The sequence below is a fragment of the Burkholderia sp. MSMB617WGS genome (assembly GCF_001532025.2).
GTDB lineage: Bacteria > Pseudomonadota > Gammaproteobacteria > Burkholderiales > Burkholderiaceae > Burkholderia > Burkholderia savannae.
In genome coordinates this window covers 2,367,033-2,388,992 of record NZ_CP013458.1, presented here as the reverse complement: position 1 = coordinate 2,388,992, position 21,960 = coordinate 2,367,033, and the positions used below count along the sequence as shown (strand labels likewise).

General features: G+C 71.8%; 8 protein-coding genes. All 8 read right to left on the bottom strand.

The window, feature by feature from the left end; genetic code table 11:
- Positions 1-438: 438 nt before the first annotated feature.
- The 8 genes from WT60_RS31385 to WT60_RS31350 all read right to left on the bottom strand — a co-directional run bounded on the left by WT60_RS31385 (position 439) and on the right by WT60_RS31350 (position 21,930).
- Complete coding sequence (locus WT60_RS31385; protein ID WP_038749582.1) at positions 439-2,307, bottom strand: fatty acyl-AMP ligase; 1,869 nt, start codon at positions 2,305-2,307, stop codon at positions 439-441.
- Between the two features lie 16 nt (positions 2,308-2,323).
- Positions 2,324-3,226: an ACP S-malonyltransferase gene (gene fabD, locus WT60_RS31380; RefSeq protein WP_060355202.1), complete on the bottom strand. Its 903-nt coding sequence runs from the start codon at positions 3,224-3,226 to the stop codon at positions 2,324-2,326.
- Positions 3,227-3,658 (bottom strand): hypothetical protein, encoded by a 432-nt coding sequence (locus WT60_RS31375; protein WP_038749578.1) that lies wholly within the window; start codon positions 3,656-3,658, stop codon positions 3,227-3,229.
- 64 nt (positions 3,659-3,722) lie between these two features.
- Complete coding sequence (locus tag WT60_RS31370) at positions 3,723-5,582, bottom strand: AMP-binding protein (RefSeq protein WP_060355201.1); 1,860 nt, start codon at positions 5,580-5,582, stop codon at positions 3,723-3,725.
- Between the two features lie 29 nt (positions 5,583-5,611).
- Positions 5,612-6,868 (bottom strand): diaminopimelate decarboxylase, encoded by a 1,257-nt coding sequence (locus WT60_RS31365; protein ID WP_060355200.1) that lies wholly within the window; start codon positions 6,866-6,868, stop codon positions 5,612-5,614.
- On the bottom strand, positions 6,865-8,346 hold the full coding sequence (locus tag WT60_RS31360; RefSeq protein ID WP_060355199.1) for a hypothetical protein: 1,482 nt from the start codon (positions 8,344-8,346) through the stop codon (positions 6,865-6,867). The genes WT60_RS31365 and WT60_RS31360 overlap by 4 nt, the downstream gene beginning before the upstream one ends.
- Positions 8,343-9,407: an NAD(P)-binding domain-containing protein gene (locus WT60_RS31355; protein WP_060355211.1), complete on the bottom strand. Its 1,065-nt coding sequence runs from the start codon at positions 9,405-9,407 to the stop codon at positions 8,343-8,345. Before WT60_RS31355 ends, WT60_RS31360 begins: the two co-directional genes overlap by 4 nt.
- A 10-nt stretch (positions 9,408-9,417) precedes the next feature.
- Positions 9,418-21,930 (bottom strand): thioester reductase domain-containing protein, encoded by a 12,513-nt coding sequence (locus WT60_RS31350; RefSeq protein WP_060355198.1) that lies wholly within the window; start codon positions 21,928-21,930, stop codon positions 9,418-9,420.
- Positions 21,931-21,960: the final 30 nt, after the last annotated feature.

The window sequence follows — 21,960 nt, the reverse complement described above, 5'->3', positions numbered from 1 at the left end:
CCCGTGCGGGTTGGTGTCGAAGAACGGCGCGACGCCGGGACGGAGGCGACGGGCGTGCGCGTGGCGCATGTCACGTCGCGCGGCATGCATGCGTGCGTGCGGCGCGCGCACGCCGGACTATAACCCGGTGTGCGGCGCGATGCGAGGATTCCGGCGATGCGTGTCCGCGAATTCCGCTCGATCCATGCACGGCGTTCGCGGGACCGACGATCGCCGCGCAGGTAGAAAGTGGAGCGTAGAACGTACGACGCACGACACGCGCGACACGCACGACTCACGACTTACGACTCACGACACGCGACACCCGGCGCAGAACGCAAAACGCAAAACGCAAAACGCAAAACGCAAAACGCAAAACGCAAAACGCAAAACGCAAAACACCGCACGCCGCCACGCGACCGTCCGAGGAATCGAGCGCGAGCGCCGCGCCGCGCGCGGTCAGGCGACGGCCCGCGCGTCGCCTGAAGCCTCGCGGCCACCGCCCGCGCACCGCTCGATCAGCGGCGCGAGCCACGCTTGCGCGGCGTCGTGCAAATGCGCATCCTCGATCGTGAACGCGCCGTCCGCGAGCATCTTCGCGCAGGTCGCGCGCTGGATCTTGCCGCTCGACGTCGTATGGATCTCGCCCTTCTTCACGCGGATCACGCCGCTCAACGTCAGCTGGCACGCGTCCCACACCTCGCGGCCGATCTCCGGCGCGAGCGTCGCGAGATCGAACCGGCCGATCGCCTCCAGCACGACGACGACCCCCGCCTGCTCGTCGCGCTCGACCATGATCGCGGCGAGCCGGTTCGCGCGGATCTGGTCGGATACGTTGAGCACCGCGCCTTCGATATCCTGCGGATAGTAGTTGACGCCGTTCAGGATGATCAGATCCTTGATCCGCCCCGAGACGAACAGATGGCCGCGATCGTCGACGAAGCCGAGGTCGCCCGTGCGCAGCATGCCGTTCGGAAAGGCGTCGCAGCGGTATGCGCGGAACGTTGCGTCGGTTGCGTCCGGGCGGCCGAAATAGCCGTGGCAGACGCTGTCGCTCGCGACGCAGATCTCGCCGATCGCGCCCACCGGCTGCGGCTCGCCCGTCGAAGGATCGACGATGCGAAACGTCTGATCCGCATGCGCGAGCGTGCCGACCGACACGACGTCGATCGACCTGCCGTCCCCCTCGTGCGGTTCGAAGCGCCCGTCGGCGAGCGCGCCGTAGTCGGCGCGCCGGATGACGACGGGCGCGCCGAGCTGCTTCGACGTTGCCGCGAGCGTCAGCTCCGCGAGCCCGTAGCAGGGCGCGAAAGCGTCGTAGCGAAAGCCGGTGGACGCGAACGCGTCGGCGAACTCGCGCATCGTGCGCGGCCGCACCGGCTCCGCGCCGTTGAACGCCTGCTCCCATGTCGACAGATCGAGCCGCGTGAGATCCATGCGGCTCGCGCGCCGGCGGCACAGCTCGTAGCCGAAGTTCGGCGCGCCGCTGCAGGTCGCGCCGTAGTCGGACACCGCGTGGAGCCAGCGCGCCGGATGCTGGAGGAAGTCCTGCGGCGACATGAACACGGCGGGCCGCCCCGCGTAGATCGGATGCAGGATTGCGCCGATCAGCCCCATGTCGTGATAGTGCGGCAGCCACGACACCATCAGCCAGCGCTCGCGATCGCTGCCCCAGTGCCGGCGCAGCAGCCGCTCGTTCGCGAGCAGGTTGTCGTGGCCGACCATCACGCCCTTCGGATCGGACGTCGAGCCGGACGTGTACTGGAGGAACGCGATGCTGTCGGGCGCGACGGCGGGCAGCGCGGGCGCGGCGTGGTCGGCATCGTCGGCGATCGCGTCGAACGCGTCGACTTCGCGGCACGGCGGCGCGACGACGCCCGCCGCGCACAGCTCGGCGAGCACGGTGTCCCGCTCGCCCGCGCCGCAGATCGCGAACGACGGCGCGCAATCGCGCGCAATCGAAATCAGCCGGCGGCGCTCTTTCTCGGTGCGCGGCGGCAGCGCCGGCACGGCCATCCGGCCCGCGTACAGGCAGCCGAAGAACGCTTCGATGAAGTCGGCGGCGGACGGGAAGATCAGCAGCACGGGGTCGCCCGGGCGGCCGTGCGCGACGATTTCGCGCGCGATCGCGAGCGCGCGGCGGTGAATGTCGCCATAGCGCATCACGCGGTCCGGCATGCGGCCGTAGCCGAGGTAGCCGTATGCGAACTCGTCGGGCGTCGTTTCGGCGCGAAAGCGCAGCACGTCGGCGAAGTTGGACGCGGGCGCGAGCGGCGGCGGCGCGGTCAGCGTCCGGCAGGCGGCGAGGGCGGATTGGAGGGGTGACATGTCGGATCGGTCCTCTTCAAAGAGATGCGGGTGACAGCGCGGCGGGCTGTTCGGGCTGTTCGCGCCGGATTGCGTCGACGAGGCGCGTCAGGACCCGGCGGCCGGGGCCGAGCTCGACCCATTCGTCGACGCCCGAGCGCAGCATGTGACGGACGCTGTCGCGCCAGCGCACCGGTTGGTCGAGTTGCTCGACGAGATAGTCGGCGGGCGTGCCGGGCGGCTGATAGGGGCGCGCGGTCACGTTCGACACGACGGGCCGCGCGGGCTCGGCGAGCGTGAAGCGCGCGAGGAATGCGTCGAACTCGGGCTTGAGCGGCGTCATGCAGCGCGAGTGGAACGCGCCGCTCACCTTCAGCGGATGAACGGTGACGTCGCCGCACGCGTCGAGCATGCGCGCCGCGCCGTCGACCGATGCGGCCGGGCCCGCGATCACGGTTTGCCCGGCGCTGTTGTAGTTCGCGAGGTCGACGTCGTCGAAGCCGCGCGCGCGCAGGCGGCGGCCGAGCTCGGCCGCGCTCACGCCGACGACCGCCGCCATCGCGCCGCCTTCGACGGACGCGAACAGCTCGCCGCGCCGCTTGACGATCTCGAGCCCGGTGCGGAAATCGAACACGCCCGCCGCGAGCAGCGCGCTGTATTCGCCGAGGCTGTGCCCGGCGAGCCAGACGTGCGCGTCGTCGTGCGCGTCGTCGTGCGTGTCGCGCCAGGCGGCGAGGCAGAGCGCGTTGACGACGAAGACGGCCGGCTGTGCATAGCGGGTGTCGGCGAGCAGGCCGTCCGGATCGTCGATGCAAAGGCGCGCGACCGACAGGCCCATCACGTCGTCCGCCTGCTCGACGATCCGCGGATGCCGTTCGAACAGATCGCCGCCCATGCCGGCCGCCTGCGAGCCCTGGCCAGGGAAAATCAATGCCTTCATTTATGCTCCTGCGAACATGTAGCCGCCGATGCCGAGCGCGACGAGCATCGCGATCGCGACGATCCCGCCGAGCTTGTGCTGCACGCGGTCGATGCGTTCCCACGCCGCGTAGTCGTCGCGCGCCGCGTAATGCCTGCGCCGCACGACGATCCACACGCACACGGCGTTCAATGCGATCGCGAGCGTGCCGAACGCGACCTTCGCGAGCAGCAGCGGCGTCGGCGCGCGATGCGCGAGCAGGATCGCGCCCGTGATCAATACGATCGTGAAGGCCGGAATCTCGACGTATTTGTCGGTGGCCCAGTGCAGCTTCGAGATGAACGCGCGCTGCTCCGGACTCCGATCGATCGCGTGCTCGAAGATGCCTTCGACGATCACGCAGCTCATCCACGCGGCAACGAAAATCAGATGCAGGAACAGTACGAGCTTCATGGCGTCTCCTTCATGGTCGGTCGATGCGGTTCGGTGAAATGCGCGAGGCCGGCGGCCCGGCGCGTCATGCGGATTCCCGTTCGCGCCGCGCCGCGAAGTGCTCGAGCAGCTTGCGCCGGAGAATCTTGCGCGTCGGGCCCTTCGGCAGCTCGGGCAGATCGTCGAGCTCGTTGAGCAGCACGACGTGGCGCGGGCACTTGTAATGCGCGATGCGGCCTTCGCACAGGCGGCGGACGTCGTCCTTGCCGAGCGTCGACGACGGCCGCAGCTTCACGTACACGCACACGTCCTGGCCGAGAATCGGATCGGGCACGCCGAGCGCCGCGCATTCGACGATGTCGGCGCAGCCGTGCAGCACGTTCTCGATCTCGGCCGGATAGATGTTCTCGCCGCCCTTGATGATCAGGTCGTCCGCGCGCGTCGCGAAGAAGAAATGGCCTTCGTCGTCACAGTAGCCGTAATCGCCCGTGTGCAGCCAGCCGTCGCGAAAGCGCCCGGCGGTGAGCTCGGCGCGCGCGTGATAGCGCGCAGCGACGTTGTCGCCGCGGATCAGCATCTCGCCCGTCTCGCCCGCGGCGACGTCGCGGCCGTGCGCGTCGACGATCCGCAGCGCGTTGCACGGCAGCGCGACGCCGATCGAGCCGAAGCGGCGGCGCTCGGCGGGATGGCGGTTCATCGTCGCGAACGACGTCGTCTCGGTGAGGCCGAAGCCCTCGAACACCGGCACGCGGTATTCGCTCTCGAAGCGGTTGCGCACCTCGTCGAGCAGCACCTGGCCGCCGCAGACGATGCCGCGCAGCGTGCCGTCGGTGCGCTTGAGCCCGTATTCGAGGAACGCGGACAGGAACGCGGGCATCACGCTCGTCCAGTTCACGCGATACGCGTCGATCAGCTTCCAGAACGACGGCAGCGCCGATTTGCCTTCGAGGATCACCGAGCTGCCGCCCGCGATCAGCGGCGACAGCAGCGTGATCACCTGGCCGTTGTTGTGGAACAGCGGCAGGATGCACATCGTGCGCGTGCCGGGCTCGAACGCGAACCAGTCGGCGAGCGCGCGCGCGTCGGCCAGCAGGTTCCGGTGCGACAGCACCACGCCTTTCGGGTGGCCCGTGGTGCCGGACGTGTAGAGGATGCTCGCGTCGTCGTCGGCGGCGAGATCGGGATCGGCGGCGATCGTCGCGTGCTCGGCCGCCGCCGCGAGCGCTTCGAGGCCGAAGCCGGACGCGGCGTCGGCGCTCGCGAGGCGCGCGCCGTCATCGTCGCCGAGCTCGGCGCGCACCGCGTCGCGCAGGTTCGTCATTCGCCGGTCGAACACGACGAGCTTCGCGCCGCTGTTGCGGACGATGTACGCACACTCGGCCGCGCTCAACGCCGGATTGATCGGCACCGACACGACGCCGAGCAGATGCGCGCCGAAGTAGTACGCGAGGAACTCGGGGCCGTTCGGCAGCACGACCGACAGCCGGTCGCCGCGCCGCAACCCGTGCGCGTGCAGTGTTTCGGCGGCGGCGCGCGAGAGATCGTGGAACGCGCGATACGTGTAGCCGCGATCGTCGGCGGGGAAGAACAGGAACGGCTCGTCGGGCAGTGCGTCGGCGCGCGCGTGCAGCAGCGCGCCGATCGTGGCGGGGGCGGCGCCGGCCGTATCCGCGGCCGATATGGGCGTTGCGCCCGCTGGCGGCGCGTCGCCGGCCGGCCCGCGCTGCCGCTCGATGTAATGCAGCAGCCGCTCGAAGCTGTCGAGCCGGTAGGCGTCTTCGAGGCCGATGTCGATGCCGAATTCGGCGGCGACCTTGCCGAGCAGTTGCACATGCGCGAGCGACGACCATTCGGCGAGATTCTGCATCGACACGCCGGGGCCGAACGGCGCGCTCGTGAAGATCCGGCTGCCGAGATCGCTCAATTGTCGTGAAAGCGAGGACACGCTGGGGCTCCTTATCGTTGAAGTTGAGGTCAATGCGGCGCGGCGTCGAACAGCGCGAGCTCGCGGAACTGTCCGCGCAGGCAGTGGTTCGAGCTCATCGACGACGCGTAGCCGCCCGCGTTCAGCAGCGCGACGAAGTCGCCCGGCTCGACGGGCGGCAGGCTCACGTGGTCGCCCCACACATCGAGCGCCTCGTTGATGTTGCCGGCGAGACATACCGATTGCACGGCGCCCGGCCGCCGCACGCACGGCACGGGCTCGCACGGCAGGTCGTAGAACGCGGGCTCGATCGCGAGGTTGAAGCCGCCGTTCAGGCCGACGAAGCGGCGGTTGCGCTTGAGCTCGACGTACGCGACGCGCAGCACGAGCATGCCGCCGTCCTTCGCGATGAAATCGCCGGGCTCGATCGCGAGCGCGAGCGGGCGGCGGTCGAAGCGCGCGTGCACGGCCGCGCGCCAGCGCTCGAGGTCGAGCGGCCCGTCGGTCGCGCGATGCGGCAGGCCGAGCCCGCCGCCGAGGTTGACGCCGCGCAGGCCGGGCACGCGCGCGACGAACGCGTCCAGCGCGTCGAGCACGCGCTCGAACGACGCGAGTTGCGCATCGAGGTAGCCGCAGCCCGCGTGGCAGTGCAGCCACGTCACGGCGAGCCCGTGCCGCGCGGCGAGCTCGAGCGCCGCGCCGAACTGCTCCGCATAGATGCCGAACTTCGTCACGTTCGCGCCCGCGTAGCTCAGGCGTTCGCTGTCGCCGTAGCCGATGCCGACGCCGGGATTCACGCGGATGCCGATCTCGCGGCCGGGCGAGCGGCTGCCGAGCAGCGCGATCGCGCTGAGCGTGTCGCAGTTCACGTGCACGCCGGGCAACGCGGCGAGGAGGGCCGCTTCGTCCGGCATCATCCCGTGCGCCGTGTACGAGATGCGCTCGGGCGCGAAGCCGCACGCGAGCGCTTCGCGCAATTCCTCGGGCGAGCACGCGTCGATGCCGAAGACCGGCGAGCGCAGCAGCTCGGACAGCAGCGGGCGAAAGCGATTCGCCTTCATCGCGTAATAGACGCGGAAGTCGCCGCCTTGCAGGCCGCCGAGCGCGCGTTGCAGGCGTTCGACGTTGTCGACTGCGCGCTGCGGGTCGTACAGGAAGAGCGGTTCGGCGAAGGCGGCCGCGAGCTCGGCGACGTTGCGGCCGCAGAAGTGCAGCGCGCCGTCGCGGTAGTGCAGCCTGTCGCGCACCCACCAGTCGTCGGGCGGCGCGGCGCGGGATGGGTTGAAGGCGTCGGGGTTCGCGTTCATCGGTGGGCGGTCGGGTAAGCGGTTGAACGGAAGAAGAGCGGGGCGAGGTCGAGCGCCTGCGCGCTCGACGCGAGCGCGTGAGGCGCTTTCGCGCAGGCGAGCACCGCGTCGGCGAGCGCGGCGGGCGCGATGCGCAGCCGCGCGCGCGGGCCGCTTCGCTCGACGGCGACGCCTGCCTGCGCGGCAATCGCGTCGACGAACTCGACGGCCGGCTGATTGCCGTCGGTGCGCACGTAGTCGAGCGCGACGGCCGGCAGCGCGGCGCGTTGCGCCGCGAGCGCGAGCGCGAGCAGCACGCCGTGCTCGGCCTGCTTGCCGAGCACCGTGCAGCTCAGCACGAATTCGGCGAGAACGGGCAGCCCGGCCTCCGCGCGCACGAGCGCGAAGCCGCTGCAGCCGTATTGGCCGAAGCGGTCGGCGATGGTCAGCGCGAGGCCGCATGCGTCGCGCGCGATCGCGTCGAGCAGGTCGGCTTCGAGATACGGGCGGCCGCTCAGGTGGAACGTCGCGGCCGTGTGGCTCAGGCGCGCGCTTTTCGCGAGCGCCGTTTCGTCGTCGAGCGCCACGCTCGCGACGCGCAGTTGCAGGCGCTCGAAGAAGCGGGCGAGCGACGGCGCGGGCGCCGTGGCCGTCGTGCCGCCGGCTGGCGAGCCTGTGTGCGGCGGCGCGGCGTCGTGCGTGGCGGCGGTGTTCGTTTGAATGGCGGACCCGGTGGCCCCGCCGAGCGCGGGGGCGTGCGCACTCGTCGCGGCGGCTCGCGAATGGGCGCTTGCGCGCGCGCAGGCCGGCGTGTCGGCGGCGCGGGTTTCGACGGCGCTGGCTTCGGTGGCGGCGGCGGGCGCGTGCGCGCTCGCGACAGCCGCCAATTCGGCGCGTGCGGTATCGTTCGCGTTCGCCGCGGCACGCGTCGTTTCGCTTGCTTCGCCGCGCACGCGCTCGGCGAGCCACCGCGCGAACGCGGCGAATCCCTCGATCGTCAGCGGCACGTGGCCGAGCTTGTCCGCGACCGGATCGAACGGCTGCGCGATCGCGCTCGACGCGGCGAAGTCGGCCCAGTCGAGCGCGCGCAAGCCGGGCACGCCGAGCAGCGCGTGTTCGAGCCGTCGGCACGCATCGGCGAGATTCGCGCCGCGCGCGTCGAGCGCGGGCGACGGCAGCACGACGATCCACGACGGCGCCGCACGGTTCGCGCCGAACGATGCGAGCGCGTCGAGCCATGCGTGCGCACGCTGCGCGAGCAGCGCGGCGAGCGCGTCCGGCGTTTGCGCGCGCTCGCCCGCTTCGTGACGCACAAAGTCCGCGAGCCGCACGAGCAGCAGCGTCGCGTCGCCCGCGTGCCGCGGATCGGGGGCGACGAGCGTTTGCAAAAGCTGGTTGTAGCGCGTGAACGCGACGTCGTCGAAACCTTGCGCGCGCAGCAGCGGATCGAGCGGCGACGCCGTGAACGTCGCGCCGACGAGAAGACGCCGGGCGCTCATCGTGCGATCTCCGGCTCGGCGTCGGCGGCGGCCGCCGCCGTCGATTGATAGAGCCCGCCCGCGCTCTCGGTCGGGAAGCGGAACGCCGCGCGCACTTGCGCGTGCGTCACGTTGAGCGGCCGCTTCAGCACCGCGCGGCGCGCCGCGTCGAGCGACGCGTAGTCGTTCGACGCATGTTCCTTCAGATAGGCGGAGAAGTCGCCGCTGTCGATCTGATCGAGCACGCGCGCGGCGAGCTCGCGCACGGCGGCGGGCAGCGTGCGGCCGCGCCAGCGGTGATAGCCGACCTGGCAGGTCGGCGAGCCTTGCAGCGCGACGACTTCGTCGAGCCCGATATCCGCGCCGTCGAGCATCATCTTGCCCATCTCGCCCGAGCCGTAGACTTCGAGCAGCGCGGCCTTCGGATTGAAGCCGCGCTCGACGAGCGCCTGAAACCCCGCCTCGACGAGATCGACGAGCGCGGGCGCGAGGAACTGCTCCTGAAACAGATCGAGGAACGTCTCCTGCCGGTAGCCGAGCGCCATCACGCCCGCGCGCGTGAAGCCGACCGCGCGCGCGACGGCGAGCACCTTCTCGCGCGCGCGGCCGGTGTGGTCCGCGACGATGTCGAAGTAAGCGGGCGCGCCCTGCCCGGCGAGATAGTAGCGGCGGATCGGATCGCCGTACATGCGCGGCGCGAGCATCGCGAGATCGCGCCCGGCGAGCGGGCGCACGTCGCCCTGCACGAGCGAGTGCCCGTGCGCGACGCACAGCAGCGCGCCTTCGCGCAGGTTGGGCGCGATGCCGGCATCGAACACCGCGCCGTGCGCCTCGTCCGGAATCAGCAGCAGCACGATGTCCGCGTGCGCGACCGCCTCGGCGATGCCCGTCACGTGATGGCCTTCCGCGCGCGCGAGCTCGAAGTAGCGGTCGTCGATGTTGCCGACGCGCACCGACACGCCGCTGTCGCGCAGATTCGCCGCGAACGCGCGGCCCTGAATGCCGTATCCGATCACGCTCACGGTCAGGCCTTCGAGCGGTTGCAGCGACGCATGTTCGTCTTGATAGATGAGATCGTCCATGAATTTCATTTCACGTGTGGGAGTGAAGGGAGGAAGCGCGCTCGCCGTCGTCCGGCTCGGGCGCGAGCGCGCGCAGGTCCGCGTCGTCGTCGAACATGCCGCGCAGGTATCGCTGCAGCAGCGCGTCGTCGAACACGGGCACGACGATGCCGGCCGCCTCGAGCTCGCGATGCGTCGCCGTGCAGTCATAGATGAACGTGGTTTCCTCGCGCTCGCGGGCGAGCTTCACGAGCTCCCCGTCGCTCATGTTCATCATCCATTGCACGACGGGCACGATCGGCTGCACGTCGCCGCGCCGGTAGCGCACGCGCAGCTCGTCGATCCATGCGCGGTGCGTGAGCATGCGCATCGGCGCCGGCAGGTGCGCGTTCATCATTTCGAACACCGTGCGCATCGGCGTGACCTGCATCGTCGACAGATGAAACACGCGGCCGCCGCCCGGATGCTTCGCGCCGAGATGCGCGAGCGCGCGCGCGACGTAGTCGACGGGCGTGATCACGAGGTCGTAGCGGAAATCGTCGAACGCCGCGCCCATCAGCACGCAGCTCTTCAGCAGCCGGTAGTACGCCTGCAGCGCGTCGTAACGGCCGTGGCGCACGTCGCCCGTCACGAGGCCGAGACGGAACACGTTGCACGGCACGCCGCGCGCGGCCGCGAGATGCGCGAGCTGCTCGCCGACCCACTTGCTCGTCGTGTAGCCCTGGTCCGACGGATGCTGTTCGGCGTCGATCGGCGCGGATTCGTCGAATACGTGCGTGCCGGTGCGCTCGCGCATGCTGAACACCGCGAGCGTCGACACGTAGTTGAACGTCTTCGGCCGGCCTTCGGTCGCGATCCGCAGCAGCTCGATCACGCCGTCGACGTTGGCCGCGCGCGCCATCTCGAACGATTCGAGATGGTTCATGCTGGTGCCGTTGTGATAGATCGCGTCGACTTCGGCGACGAGCCGCGCGCGGTCGGCGCTCGACAGGCCGATTCGCGGGCGGCCGAGGTCGCCCGGCACGGCGATCACGCGCGCCTCGTCGCCGTCGCGCCACAACGACCAGCGCTCGAGCGTCGCGCGCAGCCGCGCGAGGCCCTGCGCGGCGTCGGGCGAGCGCACGAGGCAGTAGATCGTCGCGCCGGTGCGGTCGATCAGCTCGCGCAGCAGATGGCGGCCGACGAAGCCCGTCGCGCCCGTCAGGAGCAGCGCGCGCGGCGTGCCGGCGACGGGCTCGGGCAGCGGCGCGACGTCTTCGGGCAGCACCGCCGCGCTCGCGAGGTCGACGTATTCCGGGCCGTCCGGCGCGTCGCGCATCCGCTCGGCGAGCCGGCGCACGGTCGGCGCCATGAAGATGTCCGCGACCGACAGCGACGTGCCGAATGCTTCGTTGATCTGATAGACGACGCCGATCGCGAGGATCGAATGGCCGCCGCAGTCGAAGAAGTTGTCGTCGACGCCGAGATCGTCGAGCTTCAGCGCGGCCGCGAAGATCGGCGCGAGCGTTGCCTCGGCGTCGTTCGTCGGCGGCGCGTACGGCGCGCGGCGCGCGCGCGCGTCGCCGGCCGGCGCGGCGAGCAGGTGCTCGGCGTCGTCGCGGATCTGCGCGGCGAGCCGGTTCCATGCGTCGTCGAGCGGCACCGACGCGTGCTGGAACGCGGTGCGCGCGATGTAGCTCGCGAGCGCCGCGTAGTACTCGCTCGTGAACGGCACGTGGCCCGCCGCGTCCGCGTGCGGATCGAACACGTCGGCGACCGGATAGATCGCCGCGACGTCGCGCCAGTGCGCGACCGTCACGGCCGGCAGGTCCGCGAGCGCCGCGGCGAGCGTGCGGTACGGCGCGAACGTCGAATCGCGCGCGCGTTGCTCGCCGCAATCGCCGCCGCAATCGCCGATGCATTCGCCGCCGCTGAGCGTGTCGCACGCCGCGAGCGACGAGGCGTCGTCGGGCAGCACCAGCACGAGCAGCGGCACAGCGAGCGACGGCGCGGCGTCGGCGAGCGCGTCGGCAAGCTCGTCGACGTAGAGCGCGATTTGCTCAGCCGCGGCGCTCGCGTCGGCGTCCGCGTTGTCGTCTGCGTCCGCGTCCGCGTCTGCGGCTTCGGCGCTCGCGCTCGCGCTCGCCTCGCCGAAGCGCAGCCAGTCGCGCGGCCGGACGAGCACGACGTTCATGCCGCGCCGGTTCGCATGGAACGGCGTCGACGGATCGTAGAGCGTCTGGAGCAGTTGCCCGTACGGCGCGAAATTCGGCTCGATCGGCTGGCCCGTCGCGGCGCCCCAGTAGCGCAGCGTGCCGGCGAGCGGGCGATCCGTGAACGTCGACGCGATCTCGATGCGCAGCGGCGGCATCGCGTCGGCGATCGTTCGCGCGAGCGCGAGCCCGGCGGGCGGCGCGAGGCCCGCGAGCGGCAGCGACGGAAGCGCGAGCAGCGTATGCAGCAGCTCGACGTAGTACGTCGCGATCGCTTCGGCGGTCGAACGATCGAAGAGATCCGCGCTGAATTGCAGCACGCCTTCGATCGCGCGGTCCGATGCGCGCAGCCGCACGAACAGGTCGTAGTCGAGCCAGCCGGAATCCACTTCGACGGGTTCGACGCCGTCCGGCAGCGCAGGCATCGGAATCACGTTGAACATGATCTGGTAGAGCGGATTCGCGCCGCCGTGCCGCGCCGGATTCAGCGCCTCGACGAGCCGCGGATACGGCACGCCGAGGTGATCGAACGCGCCGTGCACGGTGCGTCGCACGAGCGAGACCGCATCCGCGAAGGTCTCGGCTTCGCCGACGCGCGTGCGCAGCACGAGCGCGTACGCGAGGCAGCCGATCATGTCGGCCGTGTCGTCGTCGGCGCGGTTCGCGTAAGGACTGCCGACGACCACATCGTCGCGGCCCGACAGCACGCGCAGCGCGACCTTGAACGCGGCGAGCATCACGACGAAGCGCGACAGCCCGTGCGCCTTGCAGTATGCGTCGAGCTGCGCGGTCAGCTCCGGCGGGAACGCGAGCGGCACGCTCTGCCCGCGATAGCTCGGCACGGGCGGCCGCACACGGTCGCACGGCAGCGGCAACGGCGGCGGCACGTCGCGCAGGCGCTCGAGCCAGTAAGGCAGCTCGCGCTCGACGAGCGCGGCGAGCGGCTCGTCCTCGCGCGCGGCCCACTCCGCATATTGCGGATGCGCATCGCACGGCGCGCTCGCGCGGCCCGTCAGCGCGGCGCGCGCGAGCGCGTCGAGCAGCGCGACGACGGACACCGCGTCGCCGACGATGTGATGCAGGTTCAGCAGGATCACATGATCGTCGTCGCGCAATTCGAGCACCGTCAGCCGGCTCGGCTCGCCCTGTTCGAGCGCGAAGCCCTCCCGGCTCGATTCGGTCAGGCATTCGGCGATGCGTGCGGCCTGATGCTTCGGCAGGAGCGCCGACAGATCGTGACGGCGGATCGTCGCCGCGCGGTGGGGCGCGACTTCGGCGCACGGCTCGCCGCCGCGCACGACGAAGCGGGTGCGCAGCACGTCGTGCGAATCGATGAGCGCCTGATACGCGGCTTCGAGCGCGTCGGCGTGCCACTCGCCGCGCACGCGCAGCGCGCCCGGCAGGTTGAACGCCGGGTTCGCCGGGTTCAGGCGATCGAGGAAGAAGAACTGCTGCTGGTTCGGCGACAACTTGTGCACGCGCGGGATCGCAACGCGCGGCGCGGGGGCGCCGCGGCGCGGCGACGCGGCTTGCAACGACGATTCGTCCGCGGGCGAGGCGCCCGGTTCGGATGCGAACGCGCGCAACGCGGGCTCGCCGATGTCGATCGAATCCGCCGTGGAGCTGCACGCCGCCGATGCGTCGCCCGCCGGAGTCAGCGTGCCGATCGCGCGCACGCAATCGGCGAGCGTCTTCGCTTCCAGCATCAGGCTGAGCGGAATCTTCACGCCGAGCGCCTGTTGCAGCGTCCGGTGCACGCGCGCCGCGCGAATCGAATCGCCGCCGAGCGACAGGAACGACTCGTTCAGATCGACGTCCGGATAGCCGAGCGCCTGCGCGACCGTGCGGCGCACGAGGGTTGCGACGTCGGGCGTCGATGCGGCGCGCGTCGACGCGTCCGGCGCGCCGGGCGCGTCGGCAATCGCGTCGCGCATCGCAGGTGCATCGACGCGCGCGGCGTCGATCGCTTGCCGGCGCACGGGCTCGGCGGCGAGCGCCGCTTCGTCGCGCAGCCGGTAGCTCGGGCCGTCGAACGGATAGGCGGGCAGATGCATGCGCCGGCGCGCGCGGCCGCGATGCAGCTCGGACCAGTCGACGCCGAGGCCCTGGCACCAGAGCGCCGCGAGCCTGTCGAGCTTGCCGGTCGCGATGCATTGGCCGATGAGCGACGCGCGCAGCTCGGGATCGGCGTCGAGCTCGACGAGGCCGTGGTGGCCGGCGGCGAGCCGATGCGCATGCCAGCCGTGCGGCGCGTCGCCTTCGACGAACGCGGCGAGCATCGCCTTAAGCGCGGCGGCGCAGCCGGCGACGCAGCCAAAGCGCGCGGCCATCGGTTCGCGGCCGACCTGCAGCGTATAGGCGAGATCGTGCAGGCGGTCGTCGCCGATTTCGCCTTCGGCGAGCAGCGCGTGAAGCTGTTGCGCGCGGCGGCGCAGCGCGTCGTCGGTCGCGGCGGACAGCACGACGATCGCGGGGCCGCGCGCGTCGTCGGCGGACGCGGCGCGCGCGTCGACGAACTCCTCGAGCACGACGTGCGCGTTCGCGCCGCCCGCGCCGAACGACGACACGCCCGCGATCCGCGGCCAGCCGTCGAGATCCGGCTTCGGCCACGGCGCGAGCCGGCGTTGCAGCGCGAACGGCGACTGCGCGAAATCGATGTCGGGGTTCGCTTCGTCCGCGTGCAGCGTCGGCACGAGTTCGCGATGCTTCATCTGCAGCAGCACCTTCGTCACGCCCGCGACGCCCGCCGCGCTTTCGCAATGGCCGATGTTCGATTTCACCGAGCCGAGCGCGCAGAAGCCGCGATCGCCGGTGGTGTCGGCGAACGCGCGCGTGAGGCCCGCGAGCTCGATCGGATCGCCTAGCGCGGTGCCGGTGCCGTGCGCCTCGACGTAGCCTACCGCGCGCGGGGGCACGCCGCTTCGCGCGAGCGCCGCGGCCACCACTGCCTGCTGCGCGCGCGGGTTCGGCACCGTGAGGCCGTGCGTCTTGCCGCCCGCGTTGATCATGCTGCCGCGGATGACGCCGTGGATCGCGTCGCCGTCGGCAAGCGCGCGCGACAGCGGTTTCAGCACGAGCACGCCGACGCCCTCGCCGTCGACGAAGCCGTCCGCGCCCGCGCCGAACGCGCGGCACGCGTCGCCCGCCGAGAGCATCGTCAGCGACGACAGGCCGACCAGATGCTTCGGACTCTGAATCAGGTTGACGCCGCCCGCGAGCGCGCAATCGCAGGTGCCGCTGCGCAGGCTGTCGAGCGCGAGGTGGATCGCGGTGAGCGACGACGAGCACGCGGTGTCGACGGCGAGGCTCGGCCCATGCAGGTCGAGCGCGTGCGACACGCGGTTCGCGATGCTCCAGAACTGCGCGCCCGTCGGATAATCGCCGTTCATCACGCCGACGAACACGCCGACCTGGCGGTTCGCGCTGAGCGTCGCGCTCGTGTAGCCTGCATCCTCGATCGCGGCCCACGACTCTTCCAGGAACAGGCGGCCTTGCGGATCGATGTTTTCCGCGTCGCGCGGCGCAATCCGGAAGAACGCCGCGTCGAAGCGGTCGATCTGTTTCAGGAAGCCGCCCCAGCGGCTGTACGTGCGGCCGGGCGCGCCTTTTTCCGGGTCGAAATGCGTGCGCCAGTCCCAGCGCACGGCCGGCACCTCGGTGATGCAGTGGCGGCCCGCACGGAGGTTCGCCCAGAACTCGCGCAGGTTGTCGGCCTGCGCGTAGCGGCCGGACATGCCGATCACGGCGACGGCCGCGTCGTCGGCGAACGCGGGGAGCGCGGGGAGCGTGCGCGGGAACGCCGCGTGTGTTGTCGGCGTGGCCGGCATCGTCGTGCGCGATGCGGATGCGTTCCGCGCGGCCGGGTCGGGCATCGTCGATGCGTAAGCAGGTGCGGGCGCATCGATCGATACGCCGATGGCCGCGTGAGGCTGAGCGGCCGCGCGCGCGAACGTCGACGCGTTTGCGTCGCTCGCGGCGTTTGCCGGGGCCGCGGCGTCGCCGCCGAGCACGCGCTCGCACGCGGTGCGATGCTCGGCGACGAAGAAATCGGCGAGCGCGTTCAGCGTCGCGTGCTCGAACAGCGTCGCGTTCGACAGCGCGACGCCGAGCGTCTCGCGCAGCGTCTTCGTGAGGCCGATCACGAGAATCGAGTCGACGCCGTAGCCGCCGAGCGGCTGATCCGGCGCGAGCTTGCCGGCGGGCATCTTCAGCGTCCGCGCGACGAGTTGCGTGAGCCATTGCACGCAGCGTGCGCGCAGGTCCGCGCCGGCGGATGCGGCGGCGGGCGGCGGGGCGGCGATGGCGCTTGCGGCAGAAGCGCCGGAAGCGGCCGATGCGGCGGCGCCTGCGTGCGCGCGCACGTCGCCGCGCGCCGCGTCGTGCGCGCCGACGATCGCGGGCTGCACGATCACGCCGTCGCTGACCGCGACGATCACGCCCTGGCCAGCCGGCGCGCGATCGGCGGGATCTCCGTTGAGCACCGCGAAGCCTGCCTCGCGCAGCGCGCGCGCCCAGCCGTCGCGCGACAGCAGCGGGCTGCCGGGCAGCCGCCGCGCGCTGTCGCGATGCCGCCACCAGCCGGGCAGCAGACCGAACGTCGCGTGCGCGAACGCGTGCGTGTCGAGCAGTTCGTTGACGATCAGGTGGCCGCCCGTCTTCAGCAGCGCCTTCGCGTTGCGCAGCGTGACGCCGATGTCCTGCGTCGCGTGCAGCACGTTGGTCGCGATCACGATGTCGTAGCCGCCCGCGTCGAGCGCCTGCTCGGCGATTGGCCGCTCGACGTCGAACAGCCGGTAGCGCAGGTCTTCGCGGCCGCGGCCGAACGATTGCTCGGCGTTCAGCAGGAATGCCTTCGAGATGTCGGTGAAGTCGTAGCGGCCGAGCCGCGCGCCGCTCGCGTCGAGTGCGGCGAGCAGCGGCGCGGTCGTGCCGCCGGTGCCCGCGCCGATCTCGGCGAGCGCCGCCGGCGGCGCGGCCGATGTGCCGCCGACGAGATGCAGCACCGCGTCGGCGAGCGCGCGATTGCAGCGGTCCGCCTGCTCGTTGCGCTGATAGACGGCCTCGACGCGGCTCAGGTCGCCGTCGGGGAACAGGATCGACGTCGCGCTCACGCGGCCTTCCAGGATCGCGGGCAGCGCGTCGAGCGTCGCGTCGACGAGCGCGAGGTGCGCGTCGACGAGCCCGGTGCGTGCGAGGTCGGCGCGCGCTTGCGTCCATTCGGCACGTGCATTGTCGACGGACGCCGGCACTTCGGCGAGGTGGCCCGTTCGGCCGTTCCACGCGATGCAGCCGTGCTTCGCGATCAGGGCCAGCGCGTGCGGGAGCCAGCGGCCGTATGCGGGTGCGATGCGGCCGGAGCGTAGCGCGGTGTCGACGTCGAACTTGCCGGCGTTCGACGCGTCGTCGCCGCCGAACACGCGCAGCGCGGCGAGCGCCGCGAACAGCCGGCGCGCGATCGCGCGGTCGAGCGCGGCGAGCGCGTGCCGCCACTGCGCGCTGTCGCCGGTCGCGTCGGCATGCGGCGGCGCATCGGCGAGCGCGTTCGTGCGCGGCGCGATGCGCGCGGCGAGCGCCGGTGCGAGCGTCGGCAGCGCGGCGCTCGCGGTCGTCTTCAGGTAGCCGACCTGATCGACGGACGCGCCGAGCAGCGCGTCGACGACCGCCATCGCCGCCGCGGGCTCGATCGAGCCGATGCCGAGCGCGGCCATTCGCTGGCGATACGGCTCGGACGCGACGACGCCCGTTTGCCCCCAGAAGCCCCAGTTCACGACCTTGACCGCGCAGCGGACCTGCGTGCGCAGCCAGTCGGCGAAGGCGTCGCGGAACGTGCAGCCCGCCGCGTAGTTGCCTTGGCCCGCCGCGACGAACGCGCTTTGCAGCGACGAGAAGAACAGGATGAAGTCGAGCGCGTCGCCGCCGAACACGCGCGCGAGGTTCGCGCTCGTCGCGACCTGAGCGCTCAGCGCCGCGCTGAATTGCGCTTCGTGCTGCTGCGCGAGGCCGCCGTCTTGCAGCACGATCGCCGTGTGCACGACGCCGTCGATCCGGCCGAAGCGCGCGAGCACCGTGTCGCGCGCGGCGCGCAGGGCGTCGGCGTCGCTCGCGTCGGCGCTCAGATACGATGGGCGCGGCCCGAGCGCGGCGAGTGCGCTGCAGTGCGCATCGATCTGCGCGTCGAGCGGCCGCCGCCCGATCCACACGACTTGCGCGCCGCACGCGCGGATCACGTGCTCGGTCCACACGCGGCCGATGCCGCCCGCGCCGCCGATCGCGACGTAGACGCCGCCCGGCCGGTACGGCGGTTCCGCGCGCGCGGGCAGCGCCGCGAGCGGCACGAGGCGGCGCGCGAACCATTGGCCGTGCCGGTGCAGCAGCAGCGGGGGGCCGCTTTCCGCTTCCCGCGCGCGCCAGTCGGCGGGCAGCGCGTCGGCGTCGGACAAGTCGACGAGCCGCACGCGCCAATGCGGATATTCGTTCGCGAGCGATCCGCACAGCCCGGCGAGATCCGCATGCGCGGGGAACGCGGGCGCGTCGCCCGGCATCGTCCACGAGCGGACGGTCAGCACCGTCAGCTCGAACGTGCGGTCGCCGACGCCGAGCGCGAGCAGCCGCTTGACGAGGCGGAAGCCGTCGAGGCCCGCGCATCGGGCGAGCGGCGCGTGCGCATCCGTGCCCGCATCCTCCGCCGCGGGCGGCAGCCAGACGAGATGCGAGACGTGCGCGTCGAGTTCGGCGAGGTCGTCGATCGTGTGCAACTTCGTCGGGTGCGTCGCCGCGAGCGCCGCGTGCTGCGCCGGCGTGCCGCCCAATACGGTCAGCGCGCCGGCGCGCGGCGCGGGCGCTGCCGTGCTCGCCGCGCCGTTCGCGCACGGCAGCCACTGCGGCGCGAGCAGATGGTCGCCCGGCGTCGCGAGGCGCGGCGCTTCGCGCGCCGCCGCGCGCCGCCCGGACGCGAGCGCGAGGCCGCGCAGCGCCGCGCACGGCTCGCCGCGCACCGTCACGAGATCGAGGTCGAACGTGCGGCGGCCCGAGTCGCTCGACACTTCGCGAATCCACGCGTGGGCGCTGTCCGCGAGCGGCCCCGTCAATTCGATGCGCGCGAGCGACGCGGGCAGGAGCGCGCCGTCGATGCGCCCCGCGCCCGCGAGCTGCAGGCCAGCGATCGCCTGGAACGCGCCGTCGATCAGCGCGACGAGGCGCGCATCGCCCGTCGTGCGCGCGAGCGCCGACGCGTCGAATTCGGCGAGCACTTCGTCGCGGCCGATCGCGAGCGCGCGCAGCGGGCGGAACGTCGGGCCGTAATCGATGCCGATCGCGGCGAACGCGTCGTAGCAGGCGTCGGCCGAGATCGGCTGCGTGCAGCGTGCGCGGATCGCCTCGATGTCGAGCGCGGGCGCGTTCGCCCGGGCGTTTGCGACGCGGCTTGCGTGGCCGCGGCCGAGCGGCGCGTCGACGGCGGGGGAGACGGCGATCGAGAATTGGAGCGCGCCGCCGGTTTCGCTTGCGTTCCGGTTTTCGCCGCGCTCCGAATTGACGTTGGCGTAGTCGTTGCCGCCGTTGTCGGCTCCCGCGTGCGCGAGCGCGACGTGCAAGTCGGTCGGCTCGGCGATCGCGATCGGCGCGAGCCATTCGATGTCGTGCAGCGCGATGTGCGTCGCGACGGCCGCGCCGATCGTGCTACGCGAGTCGTGCGGGCAGCCGGTGGCGTCCGAATCGGTCGAAACGCTCGAAGGATTCGGCGCGCTCGAGTTGCTCGAACCGCTCGAATCGCTCGAATCGCTCGAATCGCTCGAATCGCTCGAATCGCTCGAATCGCTCGAATCGCTCGAACCGTTTGATCCGGTCGGTTCATTCGATTCGCCTGCGCCGCTCGCGTCAATTGCATCAATTGCGTTCGCGTTCGCGTTCGCTTCGAGCGCGCGCCACGCGATCACGATCTGCGCGGCCGCGGCGAGCACGGGCTCGCCGGCGAGGCGATGGTCGGCGACGAGCGGCGCGTCCGGCGCGATAGACATCCGGTACGCGCCATCGCCTTCGGGCGCGAGCGCGAAGCGCGACGGCGGCGCTTCGTCGGTCGGCCAGTGCCGCTCGCCTTCGAACGGATAAACGGGCAGCCGCAGGCGCGGCGTCTCTTCATCCCACGCGACGGGCAGCGGCGCGGCATCACCCGAGAGCCACGCGGCGTGCGCGGGGGCGGGCGGCCGCAGCCGTGCGTCGTCGCGCGTGAGCGATTCGGCGGAGCCGTCGAGCGCGATCGCGAGCTGCGCGCGAAGCTCGGCGAGCGACGAGCACGTGATGCCGAAGCGGTGCGCCATCGGCTCGCGGCCGATCGACAGCGTTTTCGCGAGCGCCGGCAGCGATGCGTCGTCGATGCGTTCGGCGTCGAGCCAGCGCGCGAGCTGCGCGGCGCGTTCGCGCAACGCGGTGTCGGTGCGGGCCGATAGCGGGACGAACGATGCGGGCGAGCCGCTTGGGTCTTGCGCATTCGAGGCGCGCCGCGCGTTCGACGAAGGCGATCGGGCGGCGCTTGCGCGATCGATCGGCCGTGCGCCGGCCGATTGCAGCACGACGTGCGCGTTCGATCCGCCGAACCCGAACGAGCTGACACCCGCGCGCAGCGGCGTCGGCGTTGCCGCGCCCGGCCACGGCGCCGGCTCGGTGACGACGTAGTAGCGGCTGTCGTCGAGCTTCAGAAACGGATTCGGCTCGCGGCAATGCAGGCTCGGCGGCAGCGTCCGCCGGTTCATCGCGAGCACGACCTTGACGACGCCCGCGAGGCCCGCCGCCGCCTCGAGGTGCCCGATGTTGGTCTTGACCGAGCCGAGGCCGCAGCGCGCGGGCGCATGTGCGCCGGCGCGCTCGCGCGCGCACGCGTCGAAGCCCTGGCGCAGCGCCTGCACTTCGATCGGATCGCCGAGCGACGTGCCGGTGCCGTGCGCTTCGACGTACGAAACGGTGGCGGGATCGACGCGCGCGTCGCGATACGCGGCCTCGATCAGCGCGGCCTGCGCGTTCACGTCGGGCGCGGTCAGGAACGCCGCGCGGCCGCCGTGGTTGATCGCGCTGCCCTTGATCACCGCGAGCACCGGATGCCCGCCCGCGCGCGCGCGTTCGAGCGGCATCAGCACCAGCGCCGCGACGCCTTCGCCGCGCACGTAGCCGTTCGCCGACGCGTCGAACGTCTTGCAGCGCCCGTCGGGGCTCAGCATGCCGGCGGCGGCGAGCGCGCGGTGCAGCCGCGTCGTCAGCATCACGTTCACGCCGCCGACGATCGCGACGCCGCTCTCGCCGCGCCGCAGCGCGCGCACCGCGCGATGCAGCGCGACGAGCGAGCTCGAGCACGCGGTGTCGACGGCCTCGCTCGGCCCGTGCGTGCCGAGCAGATGCGACAGCCGGTTCGGCAGCATCGCGTGCGCGTTGCCGACGGCGAGATGGCCGTCCGCGCCGGGCAGCAGATCCATGTAGTCGGACGTGCTGACGCCGACGAACACGGCGGCGTCGCTGCCCATCAGGTCGGACGGCCGGATCGCCGCGTCTTCGAGCGCGGCCCATGCGGTCTGCATCAGCAGGCGCTGCTGCGGGTCCATCTGCTCGGCTTCGCGCGGCGAGATGCCGAAGAACGCGGCGTCGAAATATTCGACGCGCGGAATGAAGCCGCCCCAACGCGACGCGGGCTCGCCGTCGGCCGCGCGCCAGTCCCAGCGCGACGGCGGCGCTTCGGCGATCAGGTCGTCGCCCGCGGCGAGGTGCCGCCAGAATTCGGCGAGGTCGGCCGATTGCGGGAAGATGCCGGCCATGCCGACGATCGCGACGTCGCTTGCTGTTTCGTCATCCGTATCGTCGGATGCTTCGTTTAGGGATTCGCCGTTGGCGTCGCGGTGCGGCGCGTCGTCCGGCGCATGGGCATCCCGAAGCGGCTCGCTCTCGTGCGGCGGGCTCTCGATTGGCGCGGATTGCGCCAATTGCGCGGGCGCGGGCTGCTGCTGGCGCGCGCCGGCCTCCAACCGGCCGCCGGGCGCGGCGGCGGATGCGCCGGTCGCCGCGTGCGTTTCGTTCCCGAGCGCGAAGCCGTGCTTGCGCGCGACCTCGGCCGCGTGCCGCGCGAGCAGATGCTCGGCGATCGCGCGCGGCGCGTGCACCTCGAAGAACAGTGTCGGCGCGAGATCGAGACCGTAGTAATCGTTCAGGCATCCGGACAATTCGACGTACTGCAACGAGTCGAAGCCCAGTGCGTGCAGCGGGCGCTCCGCGGCCGACGCGTCGAACGTGCGGCCGGCGATGTCGGCGGCGAGCGACAGGACAGCCGCTTCGACGGCCGTGGCGAGTTCGCGGGAAGGAGAAGATGCGGTCATGGGAATCGTCTGTGTCGGGTTCGAAAAGTC

Bases quoted from the DNA above. Each gene is read 5' to 3' on its own strand.
- WT60_RS31355 (WP_060355211.1), bottom strand. From the start codon at position 9,407: ATGGACGATCTCATCTATCAAGACGAACATGCGTCGCTGCAACCGCTC.
- WT60_RS31360 (WP_060355199.1), bottom strand. From the start codon at position 8,346: ATGAGCGCCCGGCGTCTTCTCGTCGGCGCGACGTTCACGGCGTCGCCG.
- WT60_RS31365 (WP_060355200.1), bottom strand. From the start codon at position 6,868: ATGAACGCGAACCCCGACGCCTTCAACCCATCCCGCGCCGCGCCGCCC.
- WT60_RS31350 (WP_060355198.1), bottom strand. From the start codon at position 21,930: ATGACCGCATCTTCTCCTTCCCGCGAACTCGCCACGGCCGTCGAAGCG.
- WT60_RS31375 (WP_038749578.1), bottom strand. From the start codon at position 3,658: ATGAAGCTCGTACTGTTCCTGCATCTGATTTTCGTTGCCGCGTGGATG.
- WT60_RS31385 (WP_038749582.1), bottom strand. From the start codon at position 2,307: ATGTCACCCCTCCAATCCGCCCTCGCCGCCTGCCGGACGCTGACCGCG.
- fabD (WP_060355202.1), bottom strand. From the start codon at position 3,226: ATGAAGGCATTGATTTTCCCTGGCCAGGGCTCGCAGGCGGCCGGCATG.